The organism is Methanosalsum natronophilum (genome assembly GCF_024808815.1).
Classification (GTDB): Archaea; Halobacteriota; Methanosarcinia; order Methanosarcinales; family Methanosarcinaceae; genus Methanosalsum; species Methanosalsum natronophilum.
In genome coordinates this window covers 246493-266096 of sequence record NZ_JANUCS010000001.1, presented here as the reverse complement: position 1 = coordinate 266096, position 19604 = coordinate 246493, and the positions used below count along the sequence as shown (strand labels likewise).

21 protein-coding genes are annotated in these 19604 nt (G+C 38.6%); 11 read left to right on the top strand and 10 right to left on the bottom strand.

Going from position 1 to position 19604, the window contains the following annotated elements; genetic code table 11:
• Window positions 1-143 precede the first annotated feature (143 nt).
• Window positions 144-704: a GNAT family N-acetyltransferase gene (locus J2T59_RS01355; RefSeq protein ID WP_259133270.1), complete on the top strand. Its 561-nt coding sequence runs from the start codon at window positions 144-146 to the stop codon at window positions 702-704.
• Between the two features lie 6 nt (window positions 705-710).
• Here the strand turns inward: J2T59_RS01355 and J2T59_RS01350 are convergent, their stop codons facing one another.
• The 3 genes from J2T59_RS01350 to J2T59_RS01340 are packed head-to-tail and all read right to left on the bottom strand — an operon-like array spanning window position 711 to window position 3269.
• A complete protein-coding gene (locus tag J2T59_RS01350; RefSeq protein WP_259133269.1) occupies window positions 711-1373 on the bottom strand; it encodes an amino acid kinase family protein in 663 nt (220 codons plus the stop codon).
• Window positions 1345-2352 carry a hydantoinase/oxoprolinase family protein gene (locus J2T59_RS01345; RefSeq protein ID WP_259133268.1) on the bottom strand — a complete coding sequence of 336 codons (1008 nt, stop codon included), beginning with the start codon at window positions 2350-2352 and terminating at the stop codon, window positions 1345-1347. The genes J2T59_RS01350 and J2T59_RS01345 overlap by 29 nt, the downstream gene beginning before the upstream one ends.
• Window positions 2352-3269, bottom strand: a complete 918-nt coding sequence (locus J2T59_RS01340) for an ATP-grasp domain-containing protein (protein ID WP_259133267.1) — start codon at window positions 3267-3269, stop codon at window positions 2352-2354. Before J2T59_RS01340 ends, J2T59_RS01345 begins: the two co-directional genes overlap by 1 nt.
• A gap of 104 nt (window positions 3270-3373) precedes the next feature.
• On the opposite strand from J2T59_RS01340, the gene J2T59_RS01335 reads away from it, so the two are divergent.
• The 6 genes from J2T59_RS01335 to J2T59_RS01310 all read left to right on the top strand — a co-directional run bounded on the left by J2T59_RS01335 (window position 3374) and on the right by J2T59_RS01310 (window position 10775).
• On the top strand, window positions 3374-3784 hold the full coding sequence (locus J2T59_RS01335) for a heat-shock protein (protein WP_259133266.1): 411 nt from the start codon (window positions 3374-3376) through the stop codon (window positions 3782-3784).
• A 175-nt stretch (window positions 3785-3959) separates the two neighbouring features.
• On the top strand, window positions 3960-4550 hold the full coding sequence (gene grpE / locus J2T59_RS01330) for a nucleotide exchange factor GrpE (protein ID WP_259133264.1): 591 nt from the start codon (window positions 3960-3962) through the stop codon (window positions 4548-4550).
• A gap of 115 nt (window positions 4551-4665) precedes the next feature.
• Window positions 4666-6534, top strand: coding sequence for a molecular chaperone DnaK (gene dnaK, locus J2T59_RS01325; protein WP_259133262.1), 1869 nt, complete (start codon window positions 4666-4668; stop codon window positions 6532-6534).
• Window positions 6535-6667: 133 nt separating this feature from the next.
• A complete protein-coding gene (gene dnaJ, locus J2T59_RS01320; protein ID WP_259133261.1) occupies window positions 6668-7849 on the top strand; it encodes a molecular chaperone DnaJ in 1182 nt (393 codons plus the stop codon).
• A 133-nt stretch (window positions 7850-7982) separates the two neighbouring features.
• Window positions 7983-9323 carry a Trk system potassium transporter TrkA gene (trkA, locus tag J2T59_RS01315; RefSeq protein ID WP_259133260.1) on the top strand — a complete coding sequence of 447 codons (1341 nt, stop codon included), beginning with the start codon at window positions 7983-7985 and terminating at the stop codon, window positions 9321-9323.
• Window positions 9324-9338: 15 nt separating this feature from the next.
• On the top strand, window positions 9339-10775 hold the full coding sequence (locus tag J2T59_RS01310) for a TrkH family potassium uptake protein (RefSeq protein ID WP_259133259.1): 1437 nt from the start codon (window positions 9339-9341) through the stop codon (window positions 10773-10775).
• A 69-nt stretch (window positions 10776-10844) separates the two neighbouring features.
• Here J2T59_RS01310 and J2T59_RS01305 read toward each other — a convergent pair whose 3' ends face one another.
• From J2T59_RS01305 to J2T59_RS01275, 7 genes are all read right to left on the bottom strand, one after another.
• Window positions 10845-12086 carry an NAD(P)/FAD-dependent oxidoreductase gene (locus J2T59_RS01305; RefSeq protein WP_259133258.1) on the bottom strand — a complete coding sequence of 414 codons (1242 nt, stop codon included), beginning with the start codon at window positions 12084-12086 and terminating at the stop codon, window positions 10845-10847.
• Window positions 12087-12263 carry a 4Fe-4S binding protein gene (locus J2T59_RS01300; RefSeq protein ID WP_259133257.1) on the bottom strand — a complete coding sequence of 59 codons (177 nt, stop codon included), beginning with the start codon at window positions 12261-12263 and terminating at the stop codon, window positions 12087-12089. It abuts the gene before it with no gap.
• Between the two features lie 85 nt (window positions 12264-12348).
• Window positions 12349-12996, bottom strand: coding sequence for a 2-phospho-L-lactate guanylyltransferase (gene cofC / locus J2T59_RS01295; RefSeq protein WP_259133256.1), 648 nt, complete (start codon window positions 12994-12996; stop codon window positions 12349-12351).
• A gap of 1 nt (window position 12997) precedes the next feature.
• Complete coding sequence (gene cofH, locus J2T59_RS01290) at window positions 12998-14083, bottom strand: 5-amino-6-(D-ribitylamino)uracil--L-tyrosine 4-hydroxyphenyl transferase CofH (protein WP_259133255.1); 1086 nt, start codon at window positions 14081-14083, stop codon at window positions 12998-13000.
• A 16-nt stretch (window positions 14084-14099) separates the two neighbouring features.
• Window positions 14100-15092 (bottom strand): 7,8-didemethyl-8-hydroxy-5-deazariboflavin synthase subunit CofG, encoded by a 993-nt coding sequence (cofG, locus tag J2T59_RS01285; RefSeq protein WP_259133254.1) that lies wholly within the window; start codon window positions 15090-15092, stop codon window positions 14100-14102.
• Window positions 15093-15119: 27 nt separating this feature from the next.
• The gene (locus J2T59_RS01280) at window positions 15120-16391 is read right to left on the bottom strand and encodes a phytoene desaturase family protein (protein ID WP_259133253.1); all 1272 of its coding nucleotides are present in this window, start codon (window positions 16389-16391) and stop codon (window positions 15120-15122) included.
• Complete coding sequence (locus J2T59_RS01275; protein ID WP_259133252.1) at window positions 16388-16549, bottom strand: 4Fe-4S binding protein; 162 nt, start codon at window positions 16547-16549, stop codon at window positions 16388-16390. The genes J2T59_RS01280 and J2T59_RS01275 overlap by 4 nt, the downstream gene beginning before the upstream one ends.
• A gap of 504 nt (window positions 16550-17053) precedes the next feature.
• Between J2T59_RS01275 and J2T59_RS01270 the strand changes: the two genes are divergently transcribed.
• From J2T59_RS01270 to fpoD, 4 genes are read left to right on the top strand one after another with little or no spacing between them, the layout of a single operon-like run.
• Window positions 17054-17428 (top strand): NADH-quinone oxidoreductase subunit A, encoded by a 375-nt coding sequence (locus J2T59_RS01270; RefSeq protein WP_259133250.1) that lies wholly within the window; start codon window positions 17054-17056, stop codon window positions 17426-17428.
• Window positions 17416-17976 carry a F(420)H(2) dehydrogenase subunit B gene (fpoB, locus tag J2T59_RS01265; RefSeq protein ID WP_259133249.1) on the top strand — a complete coding sequence of 187 codons (561 nt, stop codon included), beginning with the start codon at window positions 17416-17418 and terminating at the stop codon, window positions 17974-17976. The genes J2T59_RS01270 and fpoB overlap by 13 nt, the downstream gene beginning before the upstream one ends.
• Window positions 17977-17985: 9 nt before the next feature.
• Window positions 17986-18462, top strand: coding sequence for a F420H2 dehydrogenase subunit FpoC (gene fpoC, locus J2T59_RS01260; RefSeq protein ID WP_259133246.1), 477 nt, complete (start codon window positions 17986-17988; stop codon window positions 18460-18462).
• Between the two features lie 17 nt (window positions 18463-18479).
• Window positions 18480-19604, top strand: a complete 1125-nt coding sequence (gene fpoD / locus J2T59_RS01255; RefSeq protein ID WP_259133244.1) for a F420H2 dehydrogenase subunit FpoD — start codon at window positions 18480-18482, stop codon at window positions 19602-19604.

Below are 19604 nucleotides of genomic sequence, written 5' to 3'. Positions count from 1 at the left end.
TGACTTAATTCTCAATATGTAATTTAAAGATTGCGAAAGAATAAGGTGTATATTAACTGGATTTAACTTTTATCCAAAAGTTTAGAATATATGCTCAGTAACTGTTATAAGTTGTGAAGATTAACATACTTTGTTGATATGATATGAACAGTGATCAGAACAATCATGTTCGTGAATCAGATGATTTTGATACGGAAATTATCATGATGATCGAGAGGAAAGCTTTTAGGAGTGAAGTGGAACCACAACTTGTACTTGACCTTTTAGATGATCAAAGTGCAAAACCTATACTATCACTTCTAGCATTCAAAGATGAGGTTCCTGTAGGACATATATTGTTCACTAAAGCTTTAATTGAATCGAATGAACCTTCTCCTTTTACTTATATACTAGCACCAATAGCAGTACGACCGGAGTATCAAGGTCAGGGTATAGGATCAAGTTTAGTTGAGGAAGGACTGAAAAGGTTACATGAAATGGGTGCTGAGTTAGTGTTTGTTCTAGGGCATGAAAGATATTATCCTAGGTTCGGGTTTGTGCCGAATGCGTCAGGGTTCGGGTTCATGCCACCGTACACATTACAACCACATCAATCCAATGCGTGGATGGTACAGTCATTGAACTCTAAAGGACTTGAAGAATATCCGAAAGGAAGAATAGTTTGTGCGAATGCAATGGATAAACCCGAATATTGGTATGAATGAATTAAATTATACAGTTTGAATATTATTATGTGGATATATTGTTGTACCTAGAACAACTTCTTCATTAATTATACGTGCTATCCTATTCGGATACTTCCCGTTAACCACTATACATTGCATACTATATCGTTCTAAGAATATCGGTAAATGCTTATCAGTACAACTACTGTTCATTTTACTCAGTTCTGCGGTGGAGATGTGTTCTATCACTTCATTATCATTATTATAACCAAGAATCCCGTCAACATCAGTAACTTTAATGAATTTGTTAAGCCCAAGTTCATGTGCTATCATTGCAGTGATCGAATCTGAAGTAATATCCCAGTTCTGTGGTAATTTAGAAGCCAGTCCCATTTTTCTAATGTACGTGTAAGGTAATAGAATAGAAATGGTAGAAGTTATTTGGGTCGTATCATGAACCAATTCGATATTTTCCACATTTCCGGCTAAGTAATATGCATATTGTTCCATTGCCAGTATTGCCATCCAGTGAGCAGTACTGTCATTGACATTATATTCCTCTGCAATTTCCCTGATATTATCTGCAAAGATACTGCCACCAGGCACTATTATCACTTTATTATCAGGATTGATTGTCTTGTTCAAATATTTCAGTATTCTGGGACTTTCAGCAATGAGACTACCGCCGAGTTTGAGTAGATGTATCATATTCCATCTCCAATATCCTAGCTGCTGCATAAGCTGGTAACATGTCAGATAGCTTAGAACCCCATAGATCCGAACTGAGCTCGAAGTCAAGGTTTTGATCAATACATATCTCTTTTAACAAGAACTCACCGATGCCAGCACAGATTATTTTAGTTAATCCAAACTCATTTACAGTATTAGTAATAGCGGTACTTATAATATCTTTTTGAGTTTCTTTAACCTGCTCTGCGATTGATATGATATTATCGTGTGAAATTTCTGTGAGGTCGGCACAGACAATTCTTGCTAATCGCCTAAAACAATCTCTTTTTTCTTTACCAGCACCGTCTGCAGTGTCACAGATATAATCTTCATTACCAATATTTTCAAGTGATCTGTACACGTCAGCAGTTGTAGCGAAGAGTTCAGAAGCTATCCTGCACTCACAGTCACCCAAATTCACGTTTGATAAGAGTGTAGCAACATTCGTTCTCAGAATACCCGTGTAGACCAATTGATTTTTGCATAACCGTTTCAGGTCACTAGTTTGTGCACTATGTCGACCATTTATTATGGGAATAATATCGGTTGTGGTACTCCCCATATCAACAAATATACAGTCACCAATATCCTTCGCAATCAGTCGCGAAGATGCTGCCCAGTTAGCTGCTGCGAACGAGTAAATGTCAATGTCAGTGTTAATGAGTTCAGCGAATTCACCGGATTGGTTAATGTAGTGTACGGGACAGTTGAATGCCTTATTAACAATGTTTGAAATAAATCTTAGACCTTCTTCCTTACTCTCAAAACAATCAGCGAGTTCACCTGTCATAACTATAGCAACCCTATCAGGCTGAACCTGACTTGAAATGTCATTTAAGAGTTCAGTTAACCCGGTACCTTTCCACATTGGAAGATAATGTATTTCGCTGATCTTACTGTCAGAAGATGCCAGTTTAGTATTAGCACCACCTATATCAATTCCTATGAATCTTGTCATTAAATGTCCTCGATTTTGAGTAAATGTTGGCCATTGAAGTTAACCTTATTCGGTAAAGTTTCATGAATGCTATTCAGCAGAAGTTCACCAATCTCTTCCTCCATCACTGCACAGATCCCAACAAGTGAAGTGGTAGGTCTTGGATTAATATCGAGCACGTAGATTACCCCATCCTCATTTACAATAAAGTCAATACCAATATACCCATTACAACCCATGATCGATGAGATAGTGCTTGAGATGTTGAACAGTTCCTGATTCATTGAACTGGATATTGGGGTTAAACAACCATTATACTTGAATTCATGGGAGTTTGGATCGATTTCCATCATTTGTCGGTTCACTGCCAGAGATAATGAATTATTATTACTTGCTATCATGCTGACACTAAGATTATCACCACTGATATATTCTGTACAGATACGATCGGTTTCAATGACGGGTGTTTTGGATAGTATAGTATTTTCACTGGCACAGCCATATCTCGGTTTTATCACACACTGGCCAGAATCTCCTGTAGAATATATCTTTGGAACATTGATACCATTTCGTGCTAATGTTCGTGTACATTCCAATTTATCCGAGCATAGTTCAATTGTGTCTGGAGTACAGCCAAGATTAGTTGTATTCTCTGCTAGAAGTCTTGTGTATTTTGCAAGAAGATGGTCAGGTGCGATCAAAAGCCCGAAATCGCAACGACCTGATTCTTGTTCGATCACATATTCGAATGATTCGTCATCACAATTTAAGGGAGTACCTGCACCAATCTTAATACCAGCAGATGGATAAACTACTTCATGTCCACAACGTGTAAAACTGGTAACTAGTGTCGAAAGTATGGACTTACCTTCTCTTAGGATGCTGGATGACCTTGATTTATCTACGGCAACTGCATATTCAGCGATTAGTATCCTCATTAAGTTCAGAAATACTATTATACAATATATAAGATATTTCAACAATATCTGTGATAACAAATATATAACATTCAGATGATGTATTTCTTTTGAGGAGGATGAATATGAGTTTCTTATCAGAGAACCCTTTTGTACAAGCGCTTTCAGTTTCTACACTAATGGCAACTTTCATGATCGGTGTAGCGCTTGGAATAATGTTCATTATATCTAACGGTGTAAGCCCACTACCATTCCCGCTAATTCTACTGATATTTGCTATAGTTTTTATTGCGGGTTCTGTATTCTTTGAGAACAGGGGCGCTGAACAGGCAGGTGCACTTATTGGAGGTCTAATCGTTTCTATTGGTATAACATTTGCTAGTGTATCTTTCTTTGGAGGTATTAGGTTCGCATTAGATGGTGGAATGCAGGCTGTAGGGTGGGAACAGATAGTTTCAGCGTTGGCTATATGTATGATCGCGAGTATGCTACTCATCAAACTATTATCCCAGAAAATGCAAGAAACACTTGTATGATAGAACCACTAAATGGCACGGTTCCCTTTTTTTTGTTTGATAGAGGTCTTAGATAAGTCCTGCCAAAACAGTAAACTATTTATAGAATTACAAACAATCAATGTCCCGTCTAACTGGTCGATTAGTGTACGTTAGCAATGAGAGTGACTTACATCAGTATAGGTAGGGATTATAATTGGTAAGCCGTGATTCAGATAAAGATAACAAAAAACAGAGTTCAGATGATCTAAGTGAAGAAAAGAACGGTTCTGAGCGCGAAGATACAGGTGAAGATGTTGTTGATGTTCAGGAATATAGACGACTTGAAGCTGAGAACCAGGAACTGAATGATAAGTTGATGCGACTTGCTGCTGAGTTCGAGAACTTTAGGAAGAGGAGCTTACGCGAGAAGGAAGAGTACAAGAATCATGTAGTTGAAAAGTTCGTGCTTGAACTGCTTGATGTAGTGGATAATTTTGAACGTGCACTTAAAGCTGGTGAAGATGCCAGTGATACTGAATCGGTTGTGAAAGGTGTAGAGATGGTATACAAGCAACTCTACAATATCCTTGAGAAGAATGGTGTTGAAAAGATTATTTGTGAGAGTGAAGAGTTTGACCCTCATATGCATGAGGCTGTGATGCAAGTGCCTAGTAATGAGCACCCTGAGAACACAGTTGTCGATGTATGTCAAACAGGCTATAAGCTGGACACAAAAGTGATTCGACCTGCAATGGTTACTATAGCAAAACAACCCGATGAAGAGAATGAGACTGAAGAAGACTGAATAAAATAGATATGAATTGAATCGATAAAAAACATTTATTATCAATTGTTATTTGAATTGATCTAAATACGATACATTATATAATTAACAGAATTGAAAAGTGAGGAGATATAATATGGGAAAAATATTAGGAATAGATCTTGGTACTACTAATTCATGTATGGCTATTATAGAAGGTGGGAAACCTAGTGTTATCCCGAATGCTGAGGGAGGTAGGACAACACCTTCAGTTGTAGGGTTCTCGAAGAAAGGTGAGAAACTTGTGGGACAGGTAGCTAAGAGGCAACTTGTAGCTAACCCTAATAATACAGTTTATTCTATTAAGAGACATATTGGGAAAGCTGATTATAGTGTTAAGTTACAGGATAAGGAATATACACCACAAGAGATTTCGTCCATGATTCTAAGGAAGATGAAAGAGGATGCAGAATCTTATATTGGTGAAACTATCAATGAAGCTGTGATTACAGTACCTGCATATTTCGATGATTCTCAAAGACAGGCTACAAAGGATGCGGGTAAGATCGCTGGGTTTGAAGTGAAGAGGATAATCAACGAACCTACAGCAGCTTCACTTGCTTATGGTCTGGATAAATCTGAAGGTGATCAGAAGATATTGGTTTATGACCTTGGTGGTGGAACATTTGATGTATCATTGCTCGAATTGGGTGATGGTGTATTCGAAGTACTCTCAACAAGCGGTGATACCAGTCTTGGTGGAGATGATTTTGATCAGAGGATAGTTGATTATGTGATCGCTGAGTTCAATAAACAAGAAGGTATTGATCTTTCCAAGGATAAGTCTGCATTACAGAGAGTAACCGATGCAGCTGAGAAGGCTAAGATCGAACTTTCTGGTGTAACTACTAGTAATATCAATTTACCTTTCATTACAGCTGATTCTAATGGTCAACCAAAACATGTTGATATAGATATTACAAGAACACAGTTTGAGAAGATGACCGAGGATTTGCTTGAGAAGACATTACATGCTATGAGGCAGGCATTAAGTGACGCTAAACTCACACCTAACGATATTGATAAAGTACTACTTATTGGTGGATCTACCAGAATACCTGCAGTATACGAGACTGTCAAGAAGTTTGTGGGGAAGGAACCTTACAAGAACATAAACCCAGATGAAGCTGTTGCAATGGGTGCTGCAATACAGGCAGGTGTACTTACTGGTGAGATGAAGGATGTACTCTTACTTGACGTAATTCCATTGACATTGGGTATAGAGACACTTGGAGGTGTATCTACACCATTGATCGAACGTAATACTACCATACCTACCAAGAAGAGCCAAATATTCTCTACTGCAGCCGATAATCAAACATCAGTTGAAATACATGTACTCCAAGGTGAAAGGGGTATTGCCTCTGCTAATAAGACATTGGGAAGATTTACGCTTGAAGGAATTCCGCCAGCACCACGAGGGGTACCACAAATTGAGGTAACATTTGATATTGATTCTAATGGTATACTGCATGTGAATGCGAAAGATCTGGGTACCGGTAAAAATCAATCTATCTCAATTGATAAACCAGGTGGCTTATCTGATGAAGAGATCGAGCAGATGGTCAAGGACGCTGAAGAGCATGCTGAAGAGGATAAGAAGCGTAAAGAGGAAATCGAAACCCGGAACAATGCTGAATCTCTGATCAATTCTGCTGAAAGGACACTCAAAGAAGCTGAAGATATTGTTACTGAAGAACAGAAGACCAAGATCGAGTCAGGTATGACTGAACTCAGGACGGCTCTTGAAGGTGACGATATAGAGGATGTTAAGAGTAAGACCGAATCATTACAGAATGCGGTCTATGAAGTGTCCAGTGCAATGTATCAGAAAGCACAGGAAGCTGCTGCAGCTGCTGCTCAGGAATCTGGTGAAGGTGCTGAGGCTGAGGCAGGCGCACAGGCTGATAATGATGAGAATGTTGTTGATGCTGAATATGAGGATGTAGAAGAGGATAAGAAATAAGATTCTTATCCACTTCAATTCATATTCGATACGAAAATCAACACAATAAAATAAAAATAGGAAAAGAAGTACTGTTAAATTAAACTAAATCTAAAATAAAATAGTACTTCAATTCATTCTAATAGGGATTCTTATGACAACAGCACGTGATTATTACGAAATACTTGGATTATCAAAGGATGCATCAGCAGAAGATATCAAGAAAGCTTATAGGAAGCTTGCAATGAAGTATCATCCTGATAGGAACAAGGAAGCTGATTCCGAAGATAAGTTCAAGGAAATATCTGAAGCTTATGCTGTGCTGTCAGACCCTGAGAAAAGGAAAAAGTATGATCAGTTTGGGCATGCAGGTATTAATGGTCAGTATACTGAAGAAGATATATTCAGGAATGCCGATTTCGGTGATATCTTCGGTGAGATGGGTGGACTCGGTGATATCTTTGATATGTTCTTTGGTGGTGGAGGTGCACGGTCACGAAGGAGACGTGGACCCACTCCGGGCTCGGATCTAAGGTACGATCTTTCCATCACATTAGAGGAAGCTGCGACCGGTACTGAGAAGAAGATAAATGTGCCCCGGATGGAGAACTGTGAGACATGTGGTGGTAGTGGTGCTAAACCGGGTACTGACCCCAAGACATGTTCTACATGTCAGGGTAGAGGACAAGTTACTCGTGCCCAGAACACACCATTTGGACGGTTCATGACAACGACTCCTTGTAGAGACTGTCGTGGTGAAGGTCGTATCATCGATACACCATGTGCTGAATGTAGGGGTAATGGTAAGGTTAAGAAGGTTCGAAAGATATCGGTGAAAGTACCAAAAGGTGCTGATACTGGTGTAAGACTGATGGTACGTGGTGAAGGTGAAGCTGGTGAACCCGGTGCGCCTCCAGGTGATCTTTACGTGTTCATTAACGTTGAACCACATGATAAGTTTGAGAGGTTTGGTGATGATATTGTGTACGAGGTACCCATTTCGTTCACACAAGCTGCACTCGGCGATTCTATTATGGTGCCAACCTTACATGGTAAGGTTAAGATGAACATACCTGAAGGTACACAGACACATTCATTATTCCGTCTTAAGGGGAAAGGCATGCCACGGTTACAGGGTCGTGGTGAAGGTGATCAGCACGTGAGAGTGATTGTACGTACACCTACAAACCTTACAAAGTCTCAAAAGGAATTACTCAAAAAACTCGAAGAAGAGGACCCGCAAACCGAGACGCAGAATGAGAAAACAGGTGTAAACACCGAGTCTTCTCATAAGGGTTCTCGCAATATCTTTGATAAGGTCAAAGATGCACTCTAGAAAGTATCAGGCCGCAAAAAGGACTGATATTCTTTTTTTTATACAATAACATTTAATTATAACTTGTTTTATATGGAATGCCTTATTATACACATAAATGAATTTCTTCTATTAATTGATCAGAGGCGTTCTAATGAAGATAGTGATAGTTGGAGCAGGTGAGGTTGGGTACCATATAGCCAAAGCTCTATATCTTGATAATGATGTTATTGTTATTGATAATGATGAGGATGCATGTGAACGTGCAAATGGTCTTGATATCCAGGTAATACAGAACAATGGTGCAAATGCAAGCATTCTTACCGACATCCTAAAAAATGCTGACCTTTTAGTGGCTGTTACGGGTATTGACGAGGTTAACATTGTTGCATGCATGGCATCGAAGATAATTTCTCGTGAATATAAGGATAATAAACTTATTACTATTGCTAGGGTAAGTAATCCAGACTATATCGATCAACCTGTAGCTAAACGTGAATCTATTGGTATTGATGTGATGATATGTCCTGAACTCACTTTAGCTTCTGAGGTAGCCGACGTATTATCAGTGCCATCGGCAATTGACCTTCAGTTCTTTGCTGAAGGCAAAGTTGAGATGTTGGAATTTGTTGTACATAAGGATAATGCGATGGTTAACAGTAAGATCAAGGATATTGATTTTGGTGATGATTGTATTGTAAGTGCAATTTTTAGGGATGAAGATGTGTTAATACCTCATGGTGAAGATTTGGTTATGGAGAATGACCGGATAGTTGTTATTGGGAAAGCTTCTTCGATGGATCATATTCGCTCATTGTTTGGAGAGACTATACATAAAAGAAATAAGATAATGATCATTGGTGGTGGTAGTGTTGGGTTTTATCTTGCTAACATGATATATGAGTCAAATTTTGATATCAAGATTGTTGAGATGGATCGGGAACGGTGTGATTTTGTTTCTGATAGATTACCTGATGTACTTGTACTCAACAGTGATGGTACTGATGTTGAGCTCTTGGAAGAAGAGAATATTGCTGATATGGATGTAGTGATATCAGTAACTGATAGTGATGAGAAGAACCTGTTATGTTCATTGATTGCTAAACAGTTCGGTGTCAAGAAAGTGATTGCACGTGTTGACCGACCAGAATATGTGTCTTTGTTCGAGATGGTAGGTGTTGATAGTGCAGTAAGTCCTCGGGGTTCGACAATCAAGGAAGTGTTCAAGTTCACTATGGGAACAAGTATGCAGGCAATTGCAACACTTGAAGGTGAAAAGGCGGAAGTTGTGGAATATACTGTCACTAAAAGATCGAGGATTGAGGGTAAAACCCTTGAAAAGATACCATTTCCAAGAGGAGTGATTGTTAGTATGGTTGTTCGTGGTGAACTTACTATTGTACCCAGTGGTGATTTTAGAGTTCTTGATGGTGATAGGTTGGTAATGTTCTCTTTACAATCAGATCTTGATGTCTTAAAACATCTGTTCAAGTGAAAAGGAGTGACTTGTGTGCAATACCATGTGGTTCTTAACGTAATTGGCAGGTTACTAACTTTTCTGGGTATGCTTATGAGCATACCTTTGGCCTTAGCCTATTATTATCAAGAACCAATATTTCCGTTCTTAGTTGGTATCTTAGTGACATCAGGTACTGGTGTCATATTGTACCTTAACACAAGGTCGGAAGGTGAATGGCATGCACGCGAAAGTTTTGCTATAGTTGCATTCACGTGGTTACTTGCAGCATTATTTGGTACAATACCTTATTACTTATCAGGGATAGGTTTGATAGATTCTTTGTTCGAATCGATGTCAGGTATTACAGCTACCGGTGCTACGATCTTAACTGATATTGAACAATATCCATTAAGTCTATTATTTTGGAGAAACATGACACAATGGCTTGGTGGTATGGGAATTATTGTTTTATTTATTGCAATACTCCCAAAATTGGGTGTGGGTGGTCGCGACCTATTCAAAGCAGAACTACCTGGACCTGGTGAAGATAAGATCAAGCCTCGTATCAAGGATACTGCAATGGTATTCTGGAAGATATATATAGGGTTCTCAGTAGTACTAGTGATTCTCTTATTGGGTGCAGGTCTCTCATTATATGATTCAGTTACACATATGTTCACTACTATAGCTTGTGGTGGATTTTCTCCATATTCTGAAAGTATTTCTGCGTTCCAGAATCCAACAGTAGAATGGATTATTATACTGTTCATGTTCATTGGCGGTGTACATTTTGCTTTATATTACCGCACAATATTTGTTAATAGTAGAAGTCTGGTTCGTGACGAGGAGTTCAGGCTCTATGCACTTATATTGTTAGCAGCAACGTCACTGTTGATCTTAATTCTATGGAGAGATATTGGTGGGTCATTATTCGATACTATCAGATACGCTGCATTCCAGGTAATATCCATCACTACGACAACAGGTTATGCATCAACTGACTTTAATCAGTGGTCAGATTCGGCTAGAATGGCTTTATTGGTCTTGATGTTCTTTGGTGGGTCTGCTGGGTCTACTGCTGGTGGTATTAAGATGGTCAGGATATTAATGTTGTCAAAGTATGCTAAACGAGAGATTTTCAAGACAATACATCCACGTGCAATAAAACAAATTAAGTTCAATGGTGCAAAGGTTACTGATAATGTATTGAATTCCATAATGGCCTTTATTTTAATATATTTCCTGATATTTGTGATAGGTGCAGTGATCCTGGCACTACTAGGTCTTGACATGATATCGGCAATATCAGCATCAATAGCTACATTGGGTAATGTCGGGCCTGCATTGGGGATATTGGGTCCTATGGAAGGATATAGTGCAGTACCTGATATTGGTAAACTTGTTCTTACAGCTAATATGCTGGTAGGCAGACTTGAAATATTTACAGTACTTGTATTGCTGACACCCGAATTCTGGAGAAATAGGTGATTGAAATTTGAACTAAGGGTTGGATTTTTTGTAATAAAAAAAGAGAAAAATAAAGAAAAAGTTTTTTCTTCATTTAGATGATTTGACTTCGGATCGATACTTGAAATCAATATCGTTCTTGACAACGTCCTTGAAAATGACCCTAAGGTCCCATAATAGTTTTTTATTGGCTTTGAATAGAGCGAATAACAGATCCATTAAACTCATGCTAGTGAAATTCACGTCCTTTAAGGAATATGCTAATGAGTTTAATTGCTTATCTGTGAAATGAACGAAATTGTTCTTGACTATAAGACTGCAATCTATCTCCTTGCCAATAATGGATTTCCATCGGGTTTCGTATTCTTTTAGCATGTTTTCGGAATAGTCCCCCACTTTTACGGCCTCCGCTGCAACTTCACCTGCAATCTTACCTGCATCCATTGCATTGATTATCCCGCCACCTGTTATAGGATCGGATTGTCGTGCTGCATCTCCTACTACCATTAGGCCATTAGTATAACTTTTATGGATACTACCTGATACCGGTACGCCACCAACTACCATTTCAATTATCTTGGCGTTAGGAAATTTGTTTTCTATGAATGTGTCTAGGTAATCCACTGGTCGCATATCTTCCGTGACCTCGCTCCCAAGGATACCAATACCAACATTAGCTTTATCGTTACCTTTCGGGAATATCCAAATATAACCACTAGGTGCGATCTCATTACCTAGATAGAAATGACAATAGTTCTGGTTTATATCCTTATCAACGACCAAATACTGTGTACAGGTTTCAATATCCTCAAGTTTTAATGTAGTATCAATTCCTGCCCAGCGTGCAACCTTAGATTCTACACCGTCAGCTGCGATAACTATTTTTGTCTTGATGGTATGCTCTTCACCAATTCGCATAACATTTATTCCTGTAACGAACCCGTCTTCTATCACTAAACCGGTAGCTCGTGTTTTCACTTGAACTTCAGCACCCGCCCTTGCAGCTTCCTGGGCTAATGCCCGATCAAATACTTTTCTTTCGAGCACATAACCTACTTCACCGCCAGCTACTTCTTCTGCCATTTCTATCATGGTACCGTCTGGTGAATAGATACGTGATCCCGTGAGGTCTGCACAGATCCACTGGGGGTCAGGTTCAATATGTTGTTTTAAATTGAATTTACCTGCACCTTCTGCACATCTTACAGGATCTCCTATCTCTTGTCTTTTTTCGATGAGTAGTACATCTAGTCCTTTTAAAGCAGCGTTCTTTGCAGCTATCGAGCCTGCTGGACCCGCACCTACAACTACTACATCATATTCATCTTTCATTTACTCACCCCCAAGCCTAAGTGCTCCAACAGGACATACTTTTGTACATATCCCGCAAGAATTGCAATCGTTATTCACCTCTATCCAGGTTTCTATAAGTTCTAATGAACTCTTAGGGCATACGGCCACGCAGGCACCACAGTATCCACACTTGTATCTATTAACGTTAACAGTCACCAACAATCACCTAATTATCTATCTTGCACCACTATACATTTTTTTTAGTTATAATTCTTGTTAATTATATCCAATCGAATCCTAGTTATTCAGAGACTATTTTACATGTATCTGCAAGAATAGCTACCCTACCTTTACCTGGACTTGTTATGAACTTATTATTGATATATTCTTTTGCAAGGCCAGTACCGTGTATCATGAGCTCTACAAGGTCACTAGGTTCATCTATATCAGTACTTGCTCTAAACGAGTCGTATACTTCCACAGTTCTGGCCAGTTGTTGGGCTATTGAACAATGTGTATTGTAACTCGACCCGTAATATTTCACATGGAATCCAACAGGGTTTTTGATTTTTAGGATATTTGTGCCCCCGCCCTTGCCGGGAACTATTAGAATATCGGCATCATTTTCCATAATATCCATTATTTGGGTTGGTGTGATTAGTGGGAGGTCTGCCATTACTATCATTACGGGTTCATTAAGTGAAAATAGGTAACTATTGATAGCGGAGTTGAGGTCGTTCTCATTTTCTATTATATTCGCATCTAGTTCTGAGGTGATATCGCTATTAGGGGTAGTGAGTATATCTATATCCTCAATACCTGCTGTACTCAGAGTATAATATACGTCCTTTAACATCAATTCTACGAGTTCTTCCCGTTCTTCAAGTGAGAATACGGGTGATAATCTTGATTTAGCGTTCTTTTTCTTATAGGGTATAACTGCTCGCATATTATATCCTCTCATATACTGTGTTCCTTTTAACCGGATTTCTACCAGCGTCATGTATCATCCATTCGAATTCATCAGTTGAGATGAACTCACCGTGTTTTGAACCCGCTGATTTTGATATTTTTTCTTCCATCAAAGTTCCTCCAAGATCATTTGCCCCACATTGTAATGCAAACTGCGCCATTTTTTTACCTAACTTCACCCAACTTGCTTGAATATTGTTTAATCGATTATGGAATATTATACGTGCAAGTGCATGCATTTTAAGGTCAGATGTACCTGAGACCATATATTGCCCAGAGTTTAGCATCTGAGCTCCTAAAGGATTATTGTATGGCATAAAGGGTAGAGGTACGAATTCGGTGAATTTACCGGTTTTATCTTGTATAGACCTGATAGTGAACATGTGGTCTATACGTTCTTCTAATGTTTCAATATGTCCGTACATCATAGTAGAGGTAGTAGGTATATCTAGTTTATGTGCTGTGGTAACAACATCTATCCATTCATCTGTTGTGATTTTATCGGGACATACAAGTTCTCGAACCCTTTCAGATAAGATCTCAGCTGCAGTTCCAGGCATTGTATCAAGACCGTGTTTTTTGAGTGTACTTAATGCTTCTTTAACAGAAATACCACTAAGGTTTGCAGCATGATATACTTCCATTGGAGAAAATGCATGGATATGAAGGTCAGGGTATTTTGGTCTTATGAGGTCAAGAATGTCAAGATAGAAACCAAGGTCAATGTTGTTAAGGAGTCCTCCCTGAATACAAACCTCAGTTGCACCCAAGTTCACTGCATCCACAACTCGGTCCATGATCTGGCTTGGTGTAAAGAGGTAACTTGACTTTTCTTTGAATGCACAGAACTTACATGTACCAATACATCGATCTGTAAAATTGATGTTGCGGTTCACAATATAGGTCACATCGTCTCCTATTGTTTCGTACCTCAACTTATCTGCAAGTGTTAAAAGTTCATGTGGGTTTGAACTGACTAGTTCTAGCGCATCTTCTTGATCGATATGACCTTTAAATGCACGTTCGATCATATCTTCAGGAATTGTGGATGTATTGTATTTCATCCTATCATCTCGTAGTTTAACTATCTATTCTCTTGTAACCTTTGAAATTAAGTTTAGTTATAAGTTCTGCGATTTTACTACTATACCATCCTTTATCTATATATTGAGGATGTATTGGTAAACGTTCACGAAGTGTTATATCATTTCCCACCATTTCCTGTAACCTGTCAACTGATGGCCAGCTTGATTCTGGATTGATCCAATCAATGGTCTCAGGTGAGATACCACCCAGGTCAGTAGCTCCTGCACTGATGAGTATTCTAGGTTCTATTAGGTTTGGTGGGACCTGGACGGCAATCTCGTCCTGAAGTATATCACGAGCTAATTTCACGGTATCTATCATAACACTGGATTTTGGGTTAGGTTTATTCTCCATACCAGTTCCTATTTTTGGTTTAAAGTTCTGAATGATCACTTCCTGGATATGACCGTATTGTTCATGTAATTGAGATATGACTTTCAATGAATTAATTCGATCAGTTCTCGTTTCACCAATACCAACAAGAATGCCTGTAGTGAAAGGTATTCTAAGTTTACCTGCATTTTTTAGAACTTCAACTCGTTTCTCGGGTCTTTTACCGGGTGAGTCATGATGACATGGTAGGTTTGCAGTTGTTTCTAACATTAAGCCTAGACTAGAATTGACTTCACCCAATCTTTTCAGGTCATTATAATCAATAATTCCTGCATTGGTATGTGGGAGTAGACCGGATTCGATTGCAAGTTCACATAAATAAATAATATAATCTATATAATTTGAAAATCCCAGCTCTTCAAGAAGAAAAGAGAATCCACTGACATCTTCGGGACATTCACCAAAAGTAAACAGTGCTTCACTACACCCAAGTTCTTTTCCTTTGCTTAGTATGGGAGCTATTTCTTGAGGGGTCATTAGTTTAGCTTCGGGGTCATTCAATTCACGTTTGAAACCACAATAACCACAATTGTTCCTGCATATATTAGTTACAGGTATGAATACATTTTTTGCAAAAGTAACAAAACTGGGCATTGACCGAATTCCTTCTACCACTTCATGTTATGTTAGAATCATTTTCATAGTGTTTTTTACACCCAAGGCAATTCCTTCGATCTCAATACCACCATGACCTTTTGCACCGTCTCCTACAATGAACAGGTTTTGTACTGGTGTGGAATTACCTATATCTTGACCTGAACCTGCTCGGTTCACTGGCCATCCGTTATGGTATGATTGGATTAAAAGTATTTCATAATCTTTACCCTGGAACATTGTCTTGATATCTCTTAATCCTATCTCGATCTCCTTTTCTAGAGAATCAAGTTTATCCTTAGGAATACACTGATGTGTCATGATAAGATGATTTTCGCCGGGTGCAAGTGTTGGGTCAGTGTTGGTTACCTCGTTCATTCCGTTGATACGCTGACAGTAAGGTGTGAGTACAACTCCTGAATGACCTATAAGTGGTTCACTGGACCCTAAGCATATCTTGATACCAGCAGATGGCTTTAATTGGTTGACCCTTTCAATATACTCTGGGTCATTCTCCATTGAATTACATAATGGTAGTGTTTCTTTATGCCCAAGGTTACTGATAATTATATCAGCACTGTATTTTTTTCCTTCACACACAATACCGCAAGCTTTACCATCCTTGGTTAAAATCTCAGTGACTTCGCTATTAGTATGTATCTTGCCACCATTTTCAATTATCACCTTCTCTAATGATCTGGTGATACCCTCACATCCTCCAAGTGGTATACCTGAACCACTATACCTGTACAGTTTAGAAAAAATATCGAATGCTTCTTGTACAGGTAATTCTTCACTTCGAAGACTCAATGACCATCCACAGAACGATTCCGCGATGCGGTGTGTCCAGTCCTCATCAAGATGTTTTGTGTACCAGTCTTTAAAGCTACCATTATTTGGTGGGAATAGTTTAGTGTAACTCGTATAAAAGGCGATCTTGAACCTGTTAATTAACGAGAAAGGTTTAGTGAAATGATTGAATGGGATATCTCTGTAACCCTGTGAATAATCTGTTAGATCATTATTTATAGGTATTCTAATAGATGACATTGGGTTTGATCTAATAATCTCTACCTCAGCACCTACATCATCAAGAAGTTGGGCAAGAGGGCCACTTGGACCGTGAGGTACCATGTGTAAAGCACCTGTAGATAACTTATATCCTTTATATTCGATATTAGTGAACCTACCACCGATCATTGGAAGTTGTTCGAAAACCTCGACATCGAACCCATTCCTTGCAAGCTTTGATGCGCTTAGTAGCCCACCAAGCCCTGCACCTATGACTATAGCTTTCAAGATATTACCTCTATTGATTTTAGGGGACAGTAAGGTATACATGACCCACACTTGGTACATTTGCTGGTAATATTTGCTTTTCCGTAAACTTCAATTGCACCTCTTTTACAGAAAGTGGTACATTGCCCGCATCCAACACATAAATGATTGATTTTCATGGTACATCATACTAACTTTGATATTAGGTTCAAATTACCGCATTCCACATATTTATCATGTAGAAAAAAAATATGTTTATTATTATAACTGTGCTAGTACCAGTTATAAGATGTATGTTCAGAAACTCTTTTAGTTTCTTACCGATTAGCAGTTTACAGATGATGTTAACTGCATCTTGTCGTTTGTTGCTTGAGTAGCTGATTAAAGTGAATGCACAGGCACTTACTTTCCTCCACCTGTGCATTTATACTATTTTAACATGGTTAATATTTTAACTCATATATATTTGTTATCGAAGATGCAACTGAACATATTATAGTTCATTCTAACAGAAAACTTGAGATTAATTTTATTATTTATGTAATTTATTGATATTTGTTAACTGAAAGTAGCTAATTTCAAATAAATTGAATTTTATCATAATCTGTGTATTTAATCTTATAATTTGGAAATAGTTATATAGAAATAGCTATTCTACGATTCATATCATCAGGTGATATATAATGGCAGGAATAATTGATAGTTACATCCCAGTTGCCATCATTTTAGTAGTGGCAATAATTATGCCTTTTATAACGATGTTCATCGTGAATGTCTTGAGTCCCCGTAGTTCGGGTGAAACAAAGTTCGATACCTATGAATCTGGGTCGGATCCTACAGGTGAAGCAAGGATACAGTTCAAAGTCGAATATTATCTATATGCGATATCTTTTGTTATTTTTGACGTAGCAGTACTTTTTATGTTCCCCTGGTCTGTCGTTTTTGTAGGCTATGATATAGCTGCACTTTTGACGATTGAACTGCTCATCTTCATAACAGTTCTCCTATTTGGATTCGTTTACCTATGGAAAAAGGAGGGGCTTCAATGGGAGAAGTGAATCAGAAAGAAAAAAAAGTGGATTTGAGAAAAGCGCAAAGTCCAGAGAGTATACCTGGAGTTATGACAACAACTTCCAATGCAATAAGTGATTTTTTAAAGAAGACACCAGCACAGGATTTCATTAATTGGGGTCGAAAGAACTCACTTTGGTTCATGACACAACCTATGGGTTGCTGTGGTGTGGAAATGATAGCTACAGGATGTGCTCATTATGATACTGATAGGTTTGGTATAATTCCAAGGAACTCGCCAAGACAAGCTGATGTAATGGTTATCAGTGGTTATGTAACCAAGAAATACTTACCTGCACTTAAGAAACTGTGGGATCAGATGGCTTCACCGAAATGGATCTTGGCGATGGGTGATTGTTCTATTAGTGGTGGTCCTTTTTACCAATCGTATAGTACTGTACAAAACATTGAGGAGATATTCCCGATAGATGTGTACATACCTGGTTGTCCACCAAGACCAGAAGCGTTACTTGAAGGATTTATTCAGCTTCAAAAGAAAATAGAGGCAAAGAAAGATAAAGGCAGTGAATATTGAGGTTATATAATGGACGCAAAAAAAATTATTGATTCTATTAGTACTGAATTTCCAGATTCAATATCTAATACCTTAATAGACTCTGATATAAGGATATCTGCATACGTATCAGCATCAGATGTGGTTAATGTCTGCAAATACCTGAAAGATAACCTACAATTTGACCATTTGTCATGTGAATCGGTTGTAGATTATATTGATAGGGATGAGTTGGAGAACGTATACCATATCGCATCATATATTCATCCGGTCGTATTGACATTAAAAGCGATCCTTCCTCGAGATAATCCTGAGATAGAGTCTATTGTTGAAGTTTATTGGAATGCTAACTGGTATGAGCGAGAGAACTATGAATTGTTTGGGGTCAAGTATATCAACCATCCAGATTTAAGGCACCTCGTTTTACCAGAAGAGATGCTTGGCGAATGGCCGTTGAGGAAAGATTATGAAGGGTTCCCTCAGAACACTGCTAAGAACCTGGTGTGAGGAGGCAAGGAGTAGAAATGTTTGATAAAACAAGTCCTTCTGAAATGATAGTTCATATAGGTCCACAACATCCAATGCAACCGGGTCCTTACAGGCTCAATGTCAAGTTGCATGGTGAATCCGTAGTGGATCTTGATGTAGAGGTCGGGTATATCCATAAAGGGATTGAAAAGATACTTGAAAGCAAGACATACCTTCAAGGAATCACGATAGTTGATAGGATGTGTTATCTTGCTGCACTTTCCAACGAAGAAGTTTTCTGTGGATGTGTTGAACGTCTTGCAGGTATTGAACCCACACCAAGATCGAAATATATTCGTGTGATCGCTGAGGAACTCTCCAGGATGCAGAGTCATTTACTTGGATTTGGAGAGTTTGGACACTTTATTGGTTATTCTTCCATGTTCATGTTCACTATTAAGGATAGAGAAGATGTGCTTACATTAATAGAGATGTTAACAGGTGCACGGATCACACATTCCTATCTTAGGTTCGGTGGTGTGCGAGGCGATATTCCTGAAGGCTTTGAGGAAAAATGTGATGAAGTGTTTAAAAGTGTGAGAAAAGCCTGTGATGAATATGAGGGTTTGCTTAAAAGTGATACTGTATTTAAAGAGAGGTCAGTTGGTGTAGGAGTACTTACCCCAGAGATTGCAAAAGAATATGGTGTTGCAGGACCTGCACTTCGTGCTACAGGTGTTCCTTTTGATATTAGACGAAATGAACCATATCTTGTCTATGATGAACTCGATTTCAATGTATGTACTCAGAAAGAGGGTGATATCTTTGCTAGGATCAAGGTTCGTATCGATGAGATCAGAGAAAGTATGTATATAATAGAACAGGCACTTGACCAGCTTCCTAAAGGTCCACTGTTCCCAGAAGGTACACCTTATAGCAAGAGGACACCAGTGATGAGAGTACCACAAGGTGAGGTTTTCTTTAGAGTAGAAGATCCTAGAGGTGAGATGGGTATGTACATGGTCTCAGATGGTTCAGATAAACCTCATCGTGTGAAAGTGAGAGGGCCAGTGTTCCCTACAATGCAAGCATTACCTCCATTGATTCGTGGAGAATCGATAGCTGATGTGACTGCGATTGCTGGTAGTATGGATGGTTGTACCAGTGAAGTGGATAGGTGA